Below are 15,200 nucleotides of genomic sequence, written 5' to 3' on the forward strand. Positions count from 1 at the left end.
AGCGAGGCAGGCATGAAAGGGAAGGGATCAGGCGGGCATTTTTCGCTCTTTCTTTTCAGCATGCCTCGCCTGGGACGGGAACACTTCCCGAACACATCCTATTCATTGGATATTGTCCGGAGGCATGGATGTGAAAAAAATGACGCTTCAACGCAAAAAGGCCTGCCCAACGACCCCGTTGATGCGGTTTCCGGATCGCGTCCGCGACTGAACCTGGCGCAGCCGGGTGCGGCAAAACCCTGCTTCGCACATGATTTCTTCAATTTCTTCAATGGTATAGTGGTGGGCGGTATACAGGTAACGCTCCCCGTCCATGACCCGGAAGGTCCCCCACTCCCCGGTCTCCCCAAGACCGCGCTCATATCGTTCCCGGTACAAGGGAATCTCGGGGGTCAGAAGAAAATCCGAAATTGTCAGCCCGAAGCGAAGCACCCGGGCCGCCTCGGCCAGAACCCTGCGCCGCACGGCCGACGTCTCCAACGTGGTCAACACCGCGTGCAGAATCCCGTAGTCGAAGCTCTTGTCTGCAAAGGGCAAGCGGGACAGATCCCCGCGCACAAAGGCCGTCTGCGGCAGGCCCCTCCCCTGCCCGGCCGCAAGGCTCGCCGGATTGACGTCCACACCGGCCCACAACGGCCCGGAAACCCTCCCTCCGACCCCTGGCCCGCATTCCGCCCTTTCGGCCATCCCGGCCAGGGTACGGCCGTCTCCGCACCCCATATCCAGGAGGGAAACGCCCGGCCCGATCAATGCGGCAAAGGCCGGGTCTACGTCCAGGGTGGACGGAACCCGGCCTGCGGTCTTCCAATAGGAGTCTGTCATGGCCCGGCTATTTCACCTCGCCCGGCTCGAAACCGATCTTGGCGATGGCCTCGCGCACGGCCTTGGGGTCGAGCGCGGCGGCGTCGAAGGTGGCCAGCCCCGTGGCCAGATCCACAGCCACATTTGTGATCCCCGGCAAGGCCGCCAGGGTCTTGGTCACGTTCATCACGCAGTGGTTGCAGGACATTCCCTTGACTTCGATGCTGGGCATGGGCGTGCTCCTTGCGAATCGGGCGGCCGACGGCCGCCCGGTTGTCCTCCCCCCGGGATGGCCGGGAACGGGAAGGTGATTCTCATTTTCAAACTGGCCTCGCAGGCCGACGTTCGCGTCGGCCGACGGGCTCAGGCCTAAAGTTTTTCCGCAAAGGCGACGGCGGCCTTGAAATCCAGCGTTCCGGCGTAGATGGCCCGGCCGCTGATGACCCCGTCGAGGCCCTTGGCGGCCAGGGGGGCCAAGGCCGTAACGTCGTCCATAGTGGCCACCCCGCCTGCGGCGATGACCGGAAGCCTCGTCAGGGACAACAGGCGCTCCATAGCCGGGATGTTCACCCCGGTCTGCATGCCGTCGCGGCTGATGTCGGTATAGACCAAAAAGGCCACGCCCTGGTCTTCCAGGCGCGGCAGCACGTCTTCCACGGTCAGGCCCGTGTCGTCCACCCATCCCCGGATCTTGAGGCGGCCGTCATCGGCGTCGAGCGACACCCCCACCTGGCCGGGCAGGGCCCCCACGATCTCGCCGAAGCCGTCCGGGTCGGTGATGGCCATGGTGCCGATGAGGATGCGTTTCACCCCGGCGTCCAGGTAGGCCTCGGCCACCGAAAGATCGCGGATGCCGCCCCCGAGCTGGACCGGGATGTCCAGGCTTTGGCAGATGCGCCCGATAAGCGGCGCGTTTTTGGGGATGCCGGAGAAGGCCCCGTCCAGATCCACCACATGCAGCCACCTGGCCCCGAGTTCCGCCCAATGGTGGGCCATGGCCTCGGGGTCTTCGGAAAACACGGTCACCTCGTCTTCGCGGCCCTGGCGCAGGCGCACGCAACGGCCGTCTTTGAGGTCGATGGCCGGATAGACGATCACAACCCGAACTCCGCCACGGCGGCCCGCATCCCCTCGGCGGCCAATTCGTAGGCCGTCAGCCACCGCCCTTTGCGATCAAAAAACTTCCCGGCCTCAAGCAGGTTGTCGGCCAGGGATATCTGTTCCTCGTCGAAATGGAAGAACTTGACCACCCCGCCGGTTTTGACGTCGAGCAGGTAGAAATTGATGACCACGGCGGCGGAGACGGTGGTGCCCATGGCCGATCCTTCGCGCTCACGCCAGGCCAGAACCTGGGGCACGACCACAAAGTCCGCTCCGGCGCAGCGGCCAATGTTCTGCCAATAGCGCAGGGTGCCGAGACGGCCGCCCTCGCCCTCCCGGGGTTCGGTCTTCAGGCAACCGGCCACAGTGGAAGGTCCGGCGACCCGGGCCTTGCTCCCCGAGGCCAGCACCCCGGTGAACACCTCGTCGAGTTTGCCGGGAACCCCCTCGCTCACCGCCGGGGCGTCCTCGGGCAAAAACCCGGCCAAAAGCTCGAAGTCGGCCCGGGGGTTGGCGAACGGAGCCACGGCGATCTTGGCCTCCGTGGGGGCCGCGCTTTGCGGGGTCTTGCGTTTGCACCCCAGGGAAAATACCAGAAGCGCCACGGCGGCGACCACAAGCAGGCGTTTGAGCAGCATGGTGTTCATCGGTCAAGGCTCCCTTTGGTGCTGGGCACGCCGGTTCTCCCGGCGGCCAAGGCCCGGCGCAGGGACAGTCCCAACGCCTTGAAAGCGGCTTCGAGTTGGTGATGGCCGTTTTGGCCGTACACGAAGCACACGTGAAGGTTCATTTTGGCGCAGACGGCCAGGGACTTGAAAAATTCCCGCCACACGTCTTTTTCCTCGCCAGCCACCACGGCGGGCAGGGTGTTTTCAAGATAGACCAAATACGGACGGCCCGAAAGGTCAACGGTGACCTCGGCCAGGGCCTCGTCCATGGGCACCCGGGCGTATCCCACCCGCGTAATACCCGTCCGGTCCCCGGCGGCCGCAAGCAGGGCCTGCCCCAGGGCCAGCCCGACGTCCTCCAGACTGTGGTGGGCGTCGACCTCATGGTCGCCACGGCAGGTCACCTCCAGGTCGAATCCGGCCCAGAAGCCCAGAAGCGTCAGCATGTGATCGGCAAAGGCGAACCCCGTCTCGCACCGGGTCCGGCCCTGGCCGTCCAGGCACAACGAGACGGCCACCTCGGTCTCGGCGGTCTTTCGCTCAATGCGGGCCGTGCGCTCGGTCATGTCCCTGGCTCCCTGGCGGCGGCCGATCAGGCCGTCTGCTTGCCCGCAGCGCCAGATGCGGCGGGTGTTTCGGCGGGCGTTTCGGCGGGCGTGTCCACTTTGGCCGCCTGTGCGGCCGCCTCGGGCACTGCCGCCTCTTTTTCCGGAAAAAGTTCCTTTTTGGCCTCTTCCTTGCGCTTGGTGTCCTCGGCCCGCTGCACCTCGGCCTCCAGCGTGCTCTTCACATCGGTGCTCACCCGGCGAAATTCCGCCAGGCCCTTGCCGATGGTGCGCATCACGTCAGGCAGCTTGCTTGGGCCGATGACGATAAGCGCCACCACCAATATGACCAGAAGTTCCGTCGTGCCGATGCCAAACATATGTTTTCCCGTTTTGGGCGCTCCCGCGTCCGGTCTATTCCCACTCAATGGTGCTCGGCGGCTTGGAGGAGATGTCCAGAACCACCCGGTTGATGCCCTTGACCTCGTTGATGATCCGATTCGAGATGGTGGCCAGGATCTCGGTGGGCACCCGGGACCAGTCGGCGGTCATGGCGTCGATGCTGTCCACCACCCGCACGGCGCACACGCTTTCATAGGTGCGGTCGTCGCCCATGACGCCAACGGTTTTCAGCGGCAAAAGCACCGCGAATCCCTGCCACACCTTGCGGTACCAGTCCGAGGCCTGAAGCTCGGCCTGCACGATCTTGTCCGCCCGGCGCAGGATGTCCAGACGCTTTGGCGTGACCTCGCCGATGATCCGGATGGCCAGGCCCGGCCCCGGGAAGGGATGCCGCCAGATGATGAAATCCGGCAGCCCGAGCTCCACCGCCACCTTGCGCACCTCGTCCTTGAAAAGCTCCCGCAGGGGCTCGACCAGGGACAGCTTCATGATGTCCGGCAACCCGCCCACGTTGTGGTGGCTTTTGATGACCGCCGAGGGGCCCCGAAACGACACGGATTCGATGACGTCGGGGTACAGGGTGCCCTGGGCCAGAAACTCCACGCCCGGGAGTTTTTTGGCCTCGCGCTCGAAGACCTCGATGAACGTGCGGCCGATAATCTTGCGCTTCTCCTCGGGGTCCGTGACCCCGGCCAGAAGCGACAGGAAAAGGTCTGCGGCCTTGACGTGGATGAGGTTCAAATCGAAGTGCTCGCGCAGGTAGGCCGCCACCTCCTCGCCTTCATTAAGGCGCAAAAGGCCGTTGTCCACGAAGATGCAGTGCAACTGCTTGCCGATGGCCTTGTGCAGCATGACCGCGACAACAGTGGAGTCCACGCCGCCGGACAGGGCGCAGACCACATGCCTGTCGCCGATCTGTTCCCGAAGCGCGGCGTCCTGGCTGGCCACAAAGGAGGACATGGACCAGCCGGGGGTCAGTCCGGCGATCTTGAACAGGAAGTTGTGCAGAATCAGCGAGCCGTCCTCGGTATGGGCCACCTCGGGATGGAACTGCAGGGCGTAGATGCGCCGGGCCGGGTCGGCCATGGCCGCCACATCCACCGTGGGCGTGGAGCCAAGGACCGAAAAGCCCTCGGGCGGCGACTTGACCCGGTCGCCGTGGGACATCCACACGGTCAGACCCCGGTCCGTGGGCAGGCCGTCGAAGAGCGGCGAGGCCGCAGCCACGGTAAATTCCGAACGGCCGTATTCGCGATCCGTGGAGGACACCACCCGGCCTCCGGGCAACAGGTGGGACAAAAGCTGCATCCCGTAGCAGATGCCAAGTATCGGCAGGTCCAGATCGAAGATCCCCATGTCCAGGGTGGGCGCGCCGGGCTCGATGACGCTGGACGGGCCGCCGGAGAGGATCAGCGCCCGGGGGGCCAGCTCCCGCAGTTTGTCCACGGGGGTGGTGCAGGGATGAATTTCCGAATAAACCCCGGCCTCGCGCACCCGGCGGGCGATGAGCTGGGTGAACTGGGATCCGAAATCCAGGATGACGACGGTGTCCGAATGGGTCATGGCGTGTCTGGCGCTTTGCGTGGTGCGGTTTTCGGTTCCGGCCGGGCCGGTTCCGGGTTAATAGGTGTCCACCCGGTAATTGGGGGCTTCCTTGGTGATGATCACGTCGTGGACGTGGCTTTCCCGCAGTCCCGCCGCCGAGATGCGCACGAAGCGGGCCTTGCTCTGGAGTTCGCCAATGTCCTTGCAGCCGCAGTACCCCATGCCGGACTTGAGTCCGCCCACCAACTGATAGATGCTCTCGGTCACCGGCCCCTTGAAGGGCACCCGGCCCACGATGCCCTCGGGCACGAGCTTTTTGGACTTCTCCTGGAAATAGCGGTCGGAACTGCCTTCACGCATGGCGTCGATGGAGCCCATGCCGCGATAGATCTTGTAGGTGCGGCCCTGGTAGAGGATGGTCTCCCCCGGGCTTTCCTCGGTTCCGGCGAACAGGCTGCCCATCATCACCGTGTCCGCCCCGGAGGCCATGGCCTTGACGATGTCTCCGGAAAACTTCACCCCGCCGTCGGCGATGCAGCATTTGCCGTGTTCCCGGCAGGCCCGCACGGCCTCCATGATGGCCGTGACCTGGGGCACGCCCACGCCGGCCACGATGCGCGTGGTGCAGATGGAGCCCGGGCCGATGCCTACCTTCACCGCGTCCGCCCCGGCCTTGATGAGCGCCAGGGCCCCCTCGTAGGTGCCCACGTTGCCCGCCACCAGACGGCTGGCCGGGAAATCGGACTTGAGCGCCACAATGGAGTCCAAAATATTTTTGCTGTGGCCATGGGCCGAATCCAGCACGATGAAATCCACCCCGGCCTCAAGCAAGGCCTGGACCCGCTCGTTTCTGTCCGCGCCCACGCCCACGGCCGCGCCCACCCGCAGCCGTCCCAGGTCGTCCTTGCAGGAATTGGGATATTTGCGGATCTTTTCGATGTCCTTGATGGTGATAAGCCCGCGCAGGGTGTTGTCGGCATCCACCACCAAAAGCTTCTCGATGCGGTTTTGGTGCAGGTGGTGCTTGGCCTCTTCCAGGGTGGTTCCCACGGGAACGGTGACCAGGTTCTCCTTGGTCATCACGTCCTTGACCTTGGTCACCGAGTCCTTGACGAACCGCACGTCGCGGTTGGTGACGATGCCCACCAGCCGGTCCCCGTCCACCACGGGAAGCCCGGAGATGCTGTATTCGGACATGACCAAAAGGGCCTGCTCCACGGTCATTTCCGGGGGCACGGTGATGGGGGAGATGATCATGCCGGATTCGGACTTCTTGACCTTCTCCACCTCGAGCCGCTGGCGCTCCACGGACATGTTCTTGTGGACCACCCCCACCCCGCCGCAGCGGGCCAGGGAGATGGCCATGCGCGACTCGGTGACCGTGTCCATGGCCGCGCTCAAAAGCGGGATATTCAGCTTGATGTCCGGGGTGAGCCAGGAACTGACGTCCACCTGGTCCGGGGTCACCTCGGAATAGTCGGGCAAAAGCAGCACATCATCGAAGGTCAATCCCCGGCCGTAAACCTTTTCCATAACTCCGTCCTTTTGCTCCAGAAGATGATCCGGCCGTTTTCGTCGCTCAATCCAGGCCGAGATAGGCCAGGCGCACTTTGGGATCGGCCAAAAGATCGGCCGAGGGCCCTTCCAGGATGACCGCCCCCGTCTCCAGGACGTAGCCCCTGTGGGAGATCTGCAGGGCCATCTGGGCGTTTTGCTCCACGAGCATGACCGTGACGCCCTCGGCGTTGATCTGTTGAATGATCTCGAAAATGTTCTCCACGACCATGGGCGCAAGTCCCAGGGAGGGTTCGTCGAGAAGCAGCAAGGCGGGTTGTGCCATGAGCGCGCGGCCGATGGCAAGCATCTGCTGCTCGCCCCCGGACAGGGTGCCGCCCATCTGGGTACGGCGCTCCCGCAAGACCGGAAAAAGCTCGTAAGCCCTCTCCTCGCCTGCCTTGATGCCGTCCTTGTCCTTACGCAGGTAGGCCCCCATGAGCAGATTCTCGCGCACGGTCAGGCGCGGAAAGATCATGCGCCCCTCGGGAACCTGGGTGATGCCCCGGGCCACGATTTTTTCCGTGGTGAAGCGGGTGACGTCCTCGTCCAGAAAGGCCACGGTCCCCTGCCGTGGCGGGGTGACGCCGCTTATGCTCATAAGCGTGGTGGTCTTGCCCGCGCCGTTGGCCCCGATAAGGCACACGATCTCGCCTTTCTCCACGCGCAGGGTGACGCCTTTTAAGGCATGGATGTTGCCGTAGTAGGTGTGGATGTCACGAAGCTCAAGCATGGGCGGCGCCCTTTCCGAGATAGGCCTCGATGACCTCGGGGTTCTCCCGGATGGCGGCGGGCGTCCCCTCGGCGATCTTGACCCCGTGGTCCAGGACCACCAGATGTTCGCAGATGCGCATGACCAGCTTCATGTCGTGCTCGATCAGGACCACGGTCACGTCCTTTTCCAGAATGGCGTAAATGAGGTCCACCAGGGATTCGGTTTCCTTGGGGTTCATGCCCGCGGCCGGTTCGTCGAGCAAAAGGAGCTTGGGGTCCGTGGCCAGGGCCCGGGCGATCTCCAGGCGGCGCTGGTCGCCGTAGGACAGGCTTGCGGCGGGTTGCAGGGCGAACGCCCCAAGCCCCACAAAGTCGAGCCAGCCCATGGCGTCGTCGATGATCCGCTTCTCCTCGGCGCGCTGGGCCCGGGTGCGCAGGACCGCGCCGAAAAAATTGGAGGAGGTGCGGCAGTGGCGGCCGATGCGCACGTTGTCCAGAACCGTCAGCGACAAAAAAAGCCGGATGTTCTGGAAGGTGCGGGCCACGCCCAGGGCGGTCATCTTTTCAGGCTTGAGCCCCTGCACGGGATTATCTTTGCCGTCGGGCCGAAACACGATGGCCCCTTCCGTGGGTTTGTACAGCCCGGCCACGCAATTGAACATGGTGGTCTTTCCGGCCCCGTTTGGGCCGATAAGCCCCAGGATCCGGCCCCGGGCCACGTCGAAACTGACGTCGCTTAGGGCCATGAGCCCCCCGAACTTCTTGCTGACGCCGTCCACCCGCAAAATCGCTTCCATAATGCGTTATCCGGTCTTGCGCGCCGCAAGCTTGCGGCGCAGGTCAATGATTAGCGGGCTGGCCAGGGTGCTTTCGGCCACGGCGGTGAAAAAGCCTCCCGGCCGGAAACGCATGATAAGGACCATGATCAGCCCGTACACCAGAAAACGGGTCTCGGCCGGGAGGCCGAATTTGGGCAGGGCCACCCGCAGCACCTCGCCCAGGGAGATGAGCACCACCGCGCCGATGAGCGCCCCGCGTATGTTGCCAAGCCCCCCCAGGACCACCATGCACAGGACCAGGAAGGATTCCCAGAACTTGAACATGTCCGGGGACAAAAACATGGCCCAGCGGGCGTAAAAGCATCCGGCCAGGGCGCCGATGCCCGTGGACACGGCAAAGGCGATGACCTTGTAGGCGAAGAGATTCACGCCGGTGGAGGCGGCGGCCATGGGGTCTTCGCGGATGGCCAGCCAGGCCCGGCCCAGGCGCGAATCCTCCACCCGGCGAAGGACCACATAGACCATGAACACCATGGCCATGCCCAGGTAATAATACGGCTCCTCGCCGGAGAAAACATACCGCCAGTCCCACTCGGGATTGAGGAGCCTCGAGAGCCAGGACAGGTCGAGCGACACCGGGGCGATGCCCGGCAGCCCCAGGGGGCCGCGCGTGAGCCAGATCTCGTTGGTCAGGAAAAGGACCACCAACTCCGAGAAGCCAAACGTCACGATGGCGAAATAGTCCCCCACCAGCCGCAGGGTGGGCGCGCCCAAAACAATGCCCCACAGTGCGCCGTTGAGCACCGCCAGGGGCACGATGATCCAGAAGGACAGATCGTAGTTGAGGGTCAAAAGCCCGGCGGTGTAGGCCCCGATGCCGTAAAAGCCCACGTACCCCAGGTCCAAAAGCCCGCAGAAGCCGGGCAGAATATTGAGGCCCATGGCCAGGACCATGTAGACCATGACCAGGACCACGACGTGCAGCACGTAGACGTCGCTGACCGGGGTCAGGGGATAGGCCAGGGCCGCCGCCAGAAGCAGATATTTCAATGGTCCAAGGAGTGCCGTGACGCCGCGCATAGGTAGAAACCGGGGTGAAAGGGTGTCGAGATGGTCCGGCCGGGCCGGATCAGGCCTTTTCCGTGACGGCCCGGCCCAAAAGGCCGGAGGGCCGCAAAATGATGACCAGGATCATGATGGCGTAGGCCACGCCGTCGCGATAGGGGGAGGACACGTATCCAGCCCCCAGCGTCTCGGCGATGCCCAAAACCACCCCGCCGAACATGGCCCCGGGCACGGAGCCGATGCCGCCCAGAACCGCTGCGGCGAAGGCCTTGACCCCGGCGTTGTAGCCCATGGTGGGGTACATGGTGTTGTAGAACATGGAGACCATGATGCCGGCCATGGCCCCCAGCCCCGAGCCCAGGGCGAAGGTGAAGGCGATGACCCGGTTGACGTTTATGCCCATGAGCGAAGCGCACACCCGGTTCTGGGCCAGGGCCCGCATGGCCGTGCCGGTCCTGGTCTTGGTGATGATCACATTGAGAAGGATCATGAGCGAAATGGCCACGATATAAATGGTCATCTGCATCCAGGAGATGTTCACGTCGCCAAACGACAGGGCCGTCACCTTGAAAAAGGCGGGCAGGGCCTCTTTGACGAAGGGCAGCGGGCGGCTGCCCCAGATGATCATGGCCAGATTCTGAAGAAAGATGGACATGCCGATGGCGGTGATCAGGGCCGCCAGCCGGGGGGCGTTGCGCAAGGGGCGGTAGGCCACCACATCCAGGAGCACGCCCATGAGCGCGCAGCAGGCCATGGACAAAAGAACGGCCACGATCAGCGGCGCACCGAACACGGTGAGAAAGGTCATGCACAAAAACGCGCCGAACATGTACACCTCGCCATGGGCGAAGTTGATGAGTTCGATGACGCCGTAGACCATGGTGTAGCCCACGGCGATCAGCGCGTAGATGAGCCCCAGGGTGAGTCCGTTGACCAGTTGTTGTTCGAGCAAGGCCGACTCCCGCCGCGTTCGCCGCCCCTGTCGAGGCGGCCATTGTGAATGGTGTTCCCAGCCGGTGTCCGGGACCGCGTATGGGCCCGGCTTGTAACGAAACAGGCTGGAGGGTGTCCAGCCTGTTTCGTGTTCGAATGCGTGTTCGCCGCCCTAGTCCATCTGCTTGGGGGCCGGGACGAAGGCGTTGCCCTTGACCGTCTTGACATAGGCGGGCTTTAAGCAGTCGCCGTTTTGGTCGAAGTAGTTGACGCCGGTGATGCCCTTGTAGCCCTTGTCGGCGGTGTTGATTCCGGCCAGATAGTCGCGGATCTTGGCCCGGTCGGCGCCGACCTTGGCGATGGCGTCGGCCAGCATCCCGGTGGCGTCGTAGGCGTTGGCGCTCATCCAGTCCACGTCGCGGCCGAAACGGGCCTTGAAGGTCTCGATGAACTTTTTGGCGTCGGGACCGGCGGTCTCGGCCAGAAAGGGGGCGGTCAGGTACAGGCCGTCGGCGGCGTCGCCGGCCAGTTTGATGTAGTCGGCGTTGTCGAAGCCGTCCGCGCCGAACTTGGGCACGTCCAGGCCGATCTTTTTGGCCTGGTCCACGATGAGCGCGCCCTCGGGATAGTACCCGGCGATGAAAAGGGCCTCGGGGGCGCCGCCCTTCATCTTGGTCAGCTGCGGGTTGAAGTCCTGGGCGCCCTTCATGTAGGCCTCTTCGCCCACGATGGTCAGGCCGAGGGTCTTGGCCTCTTTCACGAAGGCGTCCTTGAGGCCGATGCCGTAGTCGTTGTTCTCATAGAACACGGCGATCTTTTTCAGGCCCATGACCTTGTCCACATACTGGGCCAGAAACTTGCCCTGGAAATCGTCGCGGTAGACGTTGCGGAAGGACCAGACATTGCCCTTGGCGTCTTTGTTCTTGTCGGTGATGGTCACGCTGGTGGCCGTGGGGGAGATGGCGGCGATGCCCTCGCGCACGTAGGTGGGCAGGGCGGCCAGATGGGCCGAGGAGCACAGATGGCCGACGATGCCCACGATGGCCTTGTCGTTGGCGATCTTGGTGGACACGGTGGCCGCCTCGCGCGGTTCGCACTGCTCGTCCAGGTACACGGCCTCGACCTTTTTGCCGCCGATGCCGCCTGCGGCGTTGATCTCTTCCACCTTGAGCGTCACGCCGGCCTTGACGTTCTCGCCGAATCCGGCGGCGCTGCCGGTGTAGGGAGAGGGCACGGCGATCTTGATCACGTCGTCGGCCAGGGCCGGGACGGCGGCCAGGAGAAGCCCCATCAGGCAGGCGGTTCCAAAAAATTTCAGACCTTTGCCGAGCATGTCTTCCTCCTTACGAAAATGGGTTTGGCGTCGTTCGCCCCAAGGGGACGGGAACAGGCATTTTCCCGGGGAACCGGGTCCATCCGGGCTTGCTCCCCGTGCCGCCATGCATTCACCAAAACGTCACAAAAAGCAATGCCAAAGCGCCCGGCGACCGGCCGCTCCGCGCTACTTGGCCGGTTTGTCCCCGGCCTCGGGCGGATTCTCCAACTCGCTTTTGGCCTGGCTCCTGGTCCGCTCGTCGACCGCCGGGGAATCCATGACCGCCCGCAACTGCTCGGCGGCCTTGTCCATGTCCCCCAGGGCATACTTGTACAAGAGCCCCAGATTGAACCGGGCCCGGAAGTCCGCTGCGTTTTTGGCCAGGATGGCCTCGAAGGCGGCTTTGGCCTCTTCGGCCTTGCCGGTGTTGTACAGGGCGATGCCCTTGTCGTTTAAAATCTGCGGATTGTCCGGGTCGAGGCCTGCGGCCTTTTCCAGAAAGATCAGGGCCCGGTCGTAGGCCCCCATCATCATGAACCGCTCGGCCAGCTCCAGTTGCACGGCCGGGTTGTCCGGCTCGTCTTTCTGGCGCTGCATGAGCTCCATGATTTCCTTCATGGGACCGCTGTCGGCCATGCCGCCCATGCCGCCCATGCCCTGGGGCATGGCGGGCGTGTCGGTGCGCACCACCCGGGAGGGATTCTCGGCCCGGTACAGAAACGAGGACACAAACATGGCCACCAGGGCCAACCCCATGAGCGCGGCCACGCTGCGGCCGATCAGGGCGTTTTTGCCGTCGTCCTGGGCAGTCGTGTTACGGATTGTCGTCACGCATGATCTCCAGACGTTTGAGGCGTTTTTGCAGCCGGGCCTGGACCCGGGACAGAAAGAGCAGGTAGCCGCCGACCCCGATCCACACCAGGGCGTTGGCCACAAACAGATAGGTTTCTTTTTCCATGACGCGATCCCTTATCCGATGCGGTCCAGGGTTATGGCGGCCATTTCGGCCTCGGCGGCCGAGAGGGACAGACGCAGGCGCACCAGGGTCACGGACAACAGCCCGAAGGCCACGACCCCGGCCACAAGGGTCGCCAGCATCTCGGGTTCCAGGCCGCCGCCCTGGGCCCCCAGCACCGCCGGGTGGATGCTGCGCCAATACCGGGCGGACACGAACACCAGGGGCACGTCCAGAAAGGCCGCCACCCCGAGCACGGCGCACACCAGCCGCCTGCGCTGGGGGCCCATGTCCGAGGCCCGCAGGACCAGATAGGCGGCGTAGACGAACCACATGACAAGCGTGGTGGTGAGCCGGGGATCCCAGGTCCACCAGACGTTCCAGATGGGCCGGGCCCACATCATGCCGGTGACCAGGGCCAGGCCGCTGAAGAGCACGCCCAGTTCGGCGCAGGCCCCGGCCAGACGGTCCCATTTGGGATCGCGGCGCAAAAGGTAGAGGACCGAGGCCACGAACACCACGGCGAAGGCGACCATGGACCACCCGGCCATGGGCATGTGCATGTAGAAAATTTTTTGGACCACGCCCATGCTGGCCTCCACCGGGGCGTAGAACCAGATGAGGTACTGGGCGGCCGCAAAGGCCAGGACGGTGGCGAGGCTTAAGATGGTCATGCGTCTCCAAACCATGCGGGTCCGGAATGCGACCCACAGGGACGGCTAACCCGCGAAAGGATTGATAATGCGCAGTCGGTCTTCAAACAGCCGACCGTTCTGAAAATCTTCCGTCAACAGTTCGCCGCATCCGGCCAACAGCGCCGAGGCGGCGACAACCCCGTCCCAATAGGGCAACCCGTGATCGGAGCACAACCGAAGGGCCTTGCGCACAGCCGCAGTCCCGACCTCGACGATTTCGAACACCTCGCCCATGCCGACGACGATATCGGAAAGGACATCATTGGGAACGCCGAATTTTCGGTGCATCACCCAGACGAATTCCCCGAGCACCTGGCTGCTGGTCACGACCTCCTGCCCGAGAAGGGCGACCGCCACATCGCGCTTGTCCGGCTCCGTGGACGAATAGGCGTACACGAGGACGTTGGTGTCGAGAAACCGCCTACCGGCCACCGTGAATCTCGTCGCGGTCGAAAACGTATCCCCTGGTATCGACCCGCACTGTATCCAGCAACAAATCCCGGGCAATGTCCTGTTCGGTCTTGATCGTCACCACTAACGTCTTACCCTGATAGATTTCGGGCAGATCCATGTGCAACACGCCCTCTCCGGCCTTCGTCTTCTTGCGTACAACGAGCATGCTCACCTCCCGCCTGTCTCCGGCCGGGAATCCGGTCCATATCCCTGCAAAACGCAGGGAGGCCGCGACGCCTGCCCAAGAGCCCTGCGCCATCAATCTTCCGGTTTGCTACCTGGAAACAGGCGGAAAAACAATCGCCGCCCCTAGTCCTCGCCGCTGTAAAGCGATGGAAAAAGGGCCAGGGCCGCCGCCGTGAACACCGCGTCGAAGGCCAGGGCCATGCCCAGCCACAGCCCCGTGTCGGCAGGCTCGCCCGAGAGCACCCCCTCGGTCAGCCGGATGGCGGCCAGAAGAAGCGGCGTGAGCAGCGGGAAAAGCACCACGGTCAAAAGCGATTCCCGGGCCCCGCGACCGGCGGAGATGGCCCCCAGAAGCGACCCCAGGGCGACGATCCCCCAGTCGGCGGCCAGGATGAACACAAGCCCGGACACAAGCGATCCGGCCGGACGCTGCCCCAAAAAGGCCACCACGGCCGGGGCGAATACCGCCTGGCAGGCCAATAAAAGCGCCATCCCGGCCGCCGCCTTGCCCAGCCACACGGCCTGAACCGGCGCGGGCGACAGCAAGAGTCCGTCCCGGCAGCCCCCTTCCTCCAGGGAATACAGGGTGTTGAAGACCAACACCTGCCCGAAGGCCGTGGCCAGCCAGAACACGGCCGCCGCCGAAAGCGGCGGGAAAAGCTCCCCGGGATCGCGCGACAGGCTGAAAATAAAGATCAGGATGAGCCCCAAAAGCACGGTCTGGGCCGGTCCCTGGGCCCCGGCCAGCGACAGGCGCAGATCCTTGGCGGCCACGGCCGCCGCCCGGCTCAGCATGCCCCCGCCGCGCCGAACGCCCCGGCGTCGAACTCCCGGGCAGGACCGCAAAAAACCGCCCTCGTGCCGGCCAGATGCAGCACCCGGTCGGCCAGGGGAAGATCCCCGGCCACGTCGTGGCTGACCATGACCACCCCGGCCCCGGCCGAGCGCAAGGCCGCGATCTCCCGGCGCAGAAGCGCCGCCGAGGCCATGTCCAGGCCCGAGGCCGGTTCGTCCAGAAAGAGAAGACCGGGGGCCTGGGCGAACACCCTGGCCAGATCCAGCCGCTGGGTCATGCCCCGGGAGAACACCCCGGCCGGTTCGTCGGCGAAATCCGCCAGCCCCACCCTCTCCAGAAGGGCCATACGCGCCTGCCGGTCCAGGTTTCGGCCATGCATCCGGGACCAGAAGGCCAGGTTGGCGTCAGCCGTGAGCCTGGGATAGACAAAGGGGCGATGCCCCAGAAAGGCCGCCTGCCCCGGCTCGGCAAAGTGCTCCACCTGCCCCGGTTCGGGCCGGGCCAGCCCGGCCATGATGCGCAGCAGCGTGGACTTTCCCGCGCCGTTTTTCCCCACCACCAGCATCACCTCGGCGGCCCGGACCTCGGCCTCGATGCCGCGCAGGACCGGACGCTCCCCGTAAAACTTGCCCACCTTGCCAAGCCGCACAAGCACCCTCGGCCCGGGTATGGACGCAGGCATGGCCATGGACC

General features: G+C 64.4%; 20 protein-coding genes. All 20 read right to left on the reverse strand.

The window, feature by feature from the left end:
• Positions 1 to 147 precede the first annotated feature (147 nt).
• The 20 genes from GD606_RS07170 to GD606_RS07265 all read right to left on the reverse strand — a co-directional run bounded on the left by GD606_RS07170 (position 148) and on the right by GD606_RS07265 (position 15,195).
• Positions 148 to 822: a class I SAM-dependent methyltransferase gene (locus GD606_RS07170; RefSeq protein ID WP_163302052.1), complete on the reverse strand. Its 675-nt coding sequence runs from the start codon at positions 820 to 822 to the stop codon at positions 148 to 150.
• Positions 823 to 829: 7 nt separating this feature from the next.
• Positions 830 to 1,033 carry a heavy-metal-associated domain-containing protein gene (locus GD606_RS07175; RefSeq protein WP_163302051.1) on the reverse strand — a complete coding sequence of 68 codons (204 nt, stop codon included), beginning with the start codon at positions 1,031 to 1,033 and terminating at the stop codon, positions 830 to 832.
• 137 nt (positions 1,034 to 1,170) lie between these two features.
• Positions 1,171 to 1,899 (reverse strand): 1-(5-phosphoribosyl)-5-[(5-phosphoribosylamino)methylideneamino]imidazole-4-carboxamide isomerase, encoded by a 729-nt coding sequence (gene hisA / locus GD606_RS07180; protein WP_163302050.1) that lies wholly within the window; start codon positions 1,897 to 1,899, stop codon positions 1,171 to 1,173.
• Positions 1,896 to 2,549: a hypothetical protein gene (locus GD606_RS07185; protein WP_246299004.1), complete on the reverse strand. Its 654-nt coding sequence runs from the start codon at positions 2,547 to 2,549 to the stop codon at positions 1,896 to 1,898. Before GD606_RS07185 ends, hisA begins: the two co-directional genes overlap by 4 nt.
• Positions 2,546 to 3,136: an imidazoleglycerol-phosphate dehydratase HisB gene (gene hisB / locus GD606_RS07190; RefSeq protein ID WP_163302049.1), complete on the reverse strand. Its 591-nt coding sequence runs from the start codon at positions 3,134 to 3,136 to the stop codon at positions 2,546 to 2,548. The genes GD606_RS07185 and hisB overlap by 4 nt, the downstream gene beginning before the upstream one ends.
• Positions 3,137 to 3,162: 26 nt before the next feature.
• The gene (tatB, locus tag GD606_RS07195) at positions 3,163 to 3,495 is read right to left on the reverse strand and encodes a Sec-independent protein translocase protein TatB (RefSeq protein WP_163302048.1); all 333 of its coding nucleotides are present in this window, start codon (positions 3,493 to 3,495) and stop codon (positions 3,163 to 3,165) included.
• Positions 3,496 to 3,529: 34 nt separating this feature from the next.
• Positions 3,530 to 5,080: a glutamine-hydrolyzing GMP synthase gene (gene guaA, locus GD606_RS07200; RefSeq protein WP_163302047.1), complete on the reverse strand. Its 1,551-nt coding sequence runs from the start codon at positions 5,078 to 5,080 to the stop codon at positions 3,530 to 3,532.
• A gap of 57 nt (positions 5,081 to 5,137) precedes the next feature.
• A complete protein-coding gene (gene guaB, locus GD606_RS07205) occupies positions 5,138 to 6,595 on the reverse strand; it encodes an IMP dehydrogenase (protein ID WP_163302046.1) in 1,458 nt (485 codons plus the stop codon).
• Between the two features lie 46 nt (positions 6,596 to 6,641).
• The gene (locus GD606_RS07210) at positions 6,642 to 7,349 is read right to left on the reverse strand and encodes an ABC transporter ATP-binding protein (protein ID WP_163302045.1); all 708 of its coding nucleotides are present in this window, start codon (positions 7,347 to 7,349) and stop codon (positions 6,642 to 6,644) included.
• Positions 7,342 to 8,127, reverse strand: a complete 786-nt coding sequence (locus GD606_RS07215) for an ABC transporter ATP-binding protein (protein ID WP_163302044.1) — start codon at positions 8,125 to 8,127, stop codon at positions 7,342 to 7,344. The genes GD606_RS07210 and GD606_RS07215 overlap by 8 nt, the downstream gene beginning before the upstream one ends.
• A 6-nt stretch (positions 8,128 to 8,133) precedes the next feature.
• On the reverse strand, positions 8,134 to 9,189 hold the full coding sequence (locus tag GD606_RS07220) for a branched-chain amino acid ABC transporter permease (RefSeq protein WP_163302043.1): 1,056 nt from the start codon (positions 9,187 to 9,189) through the stop codon (positions 8,134 to 8,136).
• A 49-nt stretch (positions 9,190 to 9,238) separates the two neighbouring features.
• Complete coding sequence (locus GD606_RS07225) at positions 9,239 to 10,126, reverse strand: branched-chain amino acid ABC transporter permease (protein ID WP_163302042.1); 888 nt, start codon at positions 10,124 to 10,126, stop codon at positions 9,239 to 9,241.
• A 153-nt stretch (positions 10,127 to 10,279) separates the two neighbouring features.
• The gene (locus tag GD606_RS07230; RefSeq protein WP_163302041.1) at positions 10,280 to 11,440 is read right to left on the reverse strand and encodes an ABC transporter substrate-binding protein; all 1,161 of its coding nucleotides are present in this window, start codon (positions 11,438 to 11,440) and stop codon (positions 10,280 to 10,282) included.
• A gap of 168 nt (positions 11,441 to 11,608) precedes the next feature.
• The gene (locus GD606_RS07235) at positions 11,609 to 12,253 is read right to left on the reverse strand and encodes a tetratricopeptide repeat protein (protein WP_246299005.1); all 645 of its coding nucleotides are present in this window, start codon (positions 12,251 to 12,253) and stop codon (positions 11,609 to 11,611) included.
• On the reverse strand, positions 12,237 to 12,380 hold the full coding sequence (locus GD606_RS07240; RefSeq protein ID WP_163302040.1) for a CcmD family protein: 144 nt from the start codon (positions 12,378 to 12,380) through the stop codon (positions 12,237 to 12,239). Before GD606_RS07240 ends, GD606_RS07235 begins: the two co-directional genes overlap by 17 nt.
• An 11-nt stretch (positions 12,381 to 12,391) precedes the next feature.
• Positions 12,392 to 13,051, reverse strand: a complete 660-nt coding sequence (locus tag GD606_RS07245) for a cytochrome c biogenesis protein (RefSeq protein WP_163302039.1) — start codon at positions 13,049 to 13,051, stop codon at positions 12,392 to 12,394.
• 45 nt (positions 13,052 to 13,096) lie between these two features.
• The gene (locus GD606_RS07250; RefSeq protein ID WP_163302038.1) at positions 13,097 to 13,504 is read right to left on the reverse strand and encodes a PIN domain-containing protein; all 408 of its coding nucleotides are present in this window, start codon (positions 13,502 to 13,504) and stop codon (positions 13,097 to 13,099) included.
• A complete protein-coding gene (locus GD606_RS07255) occupies positions 13,494 to 13,691 on the reverse strand; it encodes a hypothetical protein (RefSeq protein WP_163302037.1) in 198 nt (65 codons plus the stop codon). The genes GD606_RS07250 and GD606_RS07255 overlap by 11 nt, the downstream gene beginning before the upstream one ends.
• Before the next feature lie 143 nt (positions 13,692 to 13,834).
• On the reverse strand, positions 13,835 to 14,506 hold the full coding sequence (locus GD606_RS07260; RefSeq protein ID WP_163302036.1) for a heme exporter protein CcmB: 672 nt from the start codon (positions 14,504 to 14,506) through the stop codon (positions 13,835 to 13,837).
• The gene (locus GD606_RS07265) at positions 14,500 to 15,195 is read right to left on the reverse strand and encodes an ABC transporter ATP-binding protein (RefSeq protein ID WP_246299007.1); all 696 of its coding nucleotides are present in this window, start codon (positions 15,193 to 15,195) and stop codon (positions 14,500 to 14,502) included. Before GD606_RS07265 ends, GD606_RS07260 begins: the two co-directional genes overlap by 7 nt.
• Positions 15,196 to 15,200 lie beyond the last annotated feature (5 nt).

This window comes from Desulfolutivibrio sulfodismutans DSM 3696 (assembly GCF_013376455.1).
Taxonomy (GTDB): domain Bacteria; phylum Desulfobacterota; class Desulfovibrionia; order Desulfovibrionales; family Desulfovibrionaceae; genus Desulfolutivibrio; species Desulfolutivibrio sulfodismutans.

Coding starts and splice junctions, on each gene's coding strand:
- guaA (WP_163302047.1), bottom strand. CDS start 5,080: ATGACCCATTCGGACACCGTCGTCATCCTGGATTTCGGATCCCAGTTC.
- GD606_RS07230 (WP_163302041.1), bottom strand. CDS start 11,440: ATGCTCGGCAAAGGTCTGAAATTTTTTGGAACCGCCTGCCTGATGGGG.
- GD606_RS07175 (WP_163302051.1), bottom strand. CDS start 1,033: ATGCCCAGCATCGAAGTCAAGGGAATGTCCTGCAACCACTGCGTGATG.
- GD606_RS07185 (WP_246299004.1), bottom strand. CDS start 2,549: ATGAACACCATGCTGCTCAAACGCCTGCTTGTGGTCGCCGCCGTGGCG.
- GD606_RS07255 (WP_163302037.1), bottom strand. CDS start 13,691: ATGCTCGTTGTACGCAAGAAGACGAAGGCCGGAGAGGGCGTGTTGCAC.
- GD606_RS07220 (WP_163302043.1), bottom strand. CDS start 9,189: ATGCGCGGCGTCACGGCACTCCTTGGACCATTGAAATATCTGCTTCTG.
- hisB (WP_163302049.1), bottom strand. CDS start 3,136: ATGACCGAGCGCACGGCCCGCATTGAGCGAAAGACCGCCGAGACCGAG.
- tatB (WP_163302048.1), bottom strand. CDS start 3,495: ATGTTTGGCATCGGCACGACGGAACTTCTGGTCATATTGGTGGTGGCG.
- GD606_RS07215 (WP_163302044.1), bottom strand. CDS start 8,127: ATGGAAGCGATTTTGCGGGTGGACGGCGTCAGCAAGAAGTTCGGGGGG.
- GD606_RS07260 (WP_163302036.1), bottom strand. CDS start 14,506: ATGCTGAGCCGGGCGGCGGCCGTGGCCGCCAAGGATCTGCGCCTGTCG.
- GD606_RS07240 (WP_163302040.1), bottom strand. CDS start 12,380: ATGGAAAAAGAAACCTATCTGTTTGTGGCCAACGCCCTGGTGTGGATC.
- guaB (WP_163302046.1), bottom strand. CDS start 6,595: ATGGAAAAGGTTTACGGCCGGGGATTGACCTTCGATGATGTGCTGCTT.
- GD606_RS07245 (WP_163302039.1), bottom strand. CDS start 13,051: ATGACCATCTTAAGCCTCGCCACCGTCCTGGCCTTTGCGGCCGCCCAG.
- GD606_RS07210 (WP_163302045.1), bottom strand. CDS start 7,349: ATGCTTGAGCTTCGTGACATCCACACCTACTACGGCAACATCCATGCC.
- GD606_RS07265 (WP_246299007.1), bottom strand. CDS start 15,195: ATGGCCATGCCTGCGTCCATACCCGGGCCGAGGGTGCTTGTGCGGCTT.
- GD606_RS07170 (WP_163302052.1), bottom strand. CDS start 822: ATGACAGACTCCTATTGGAAGACCGCAGGCCGGGTTCCGTCCACCCTG.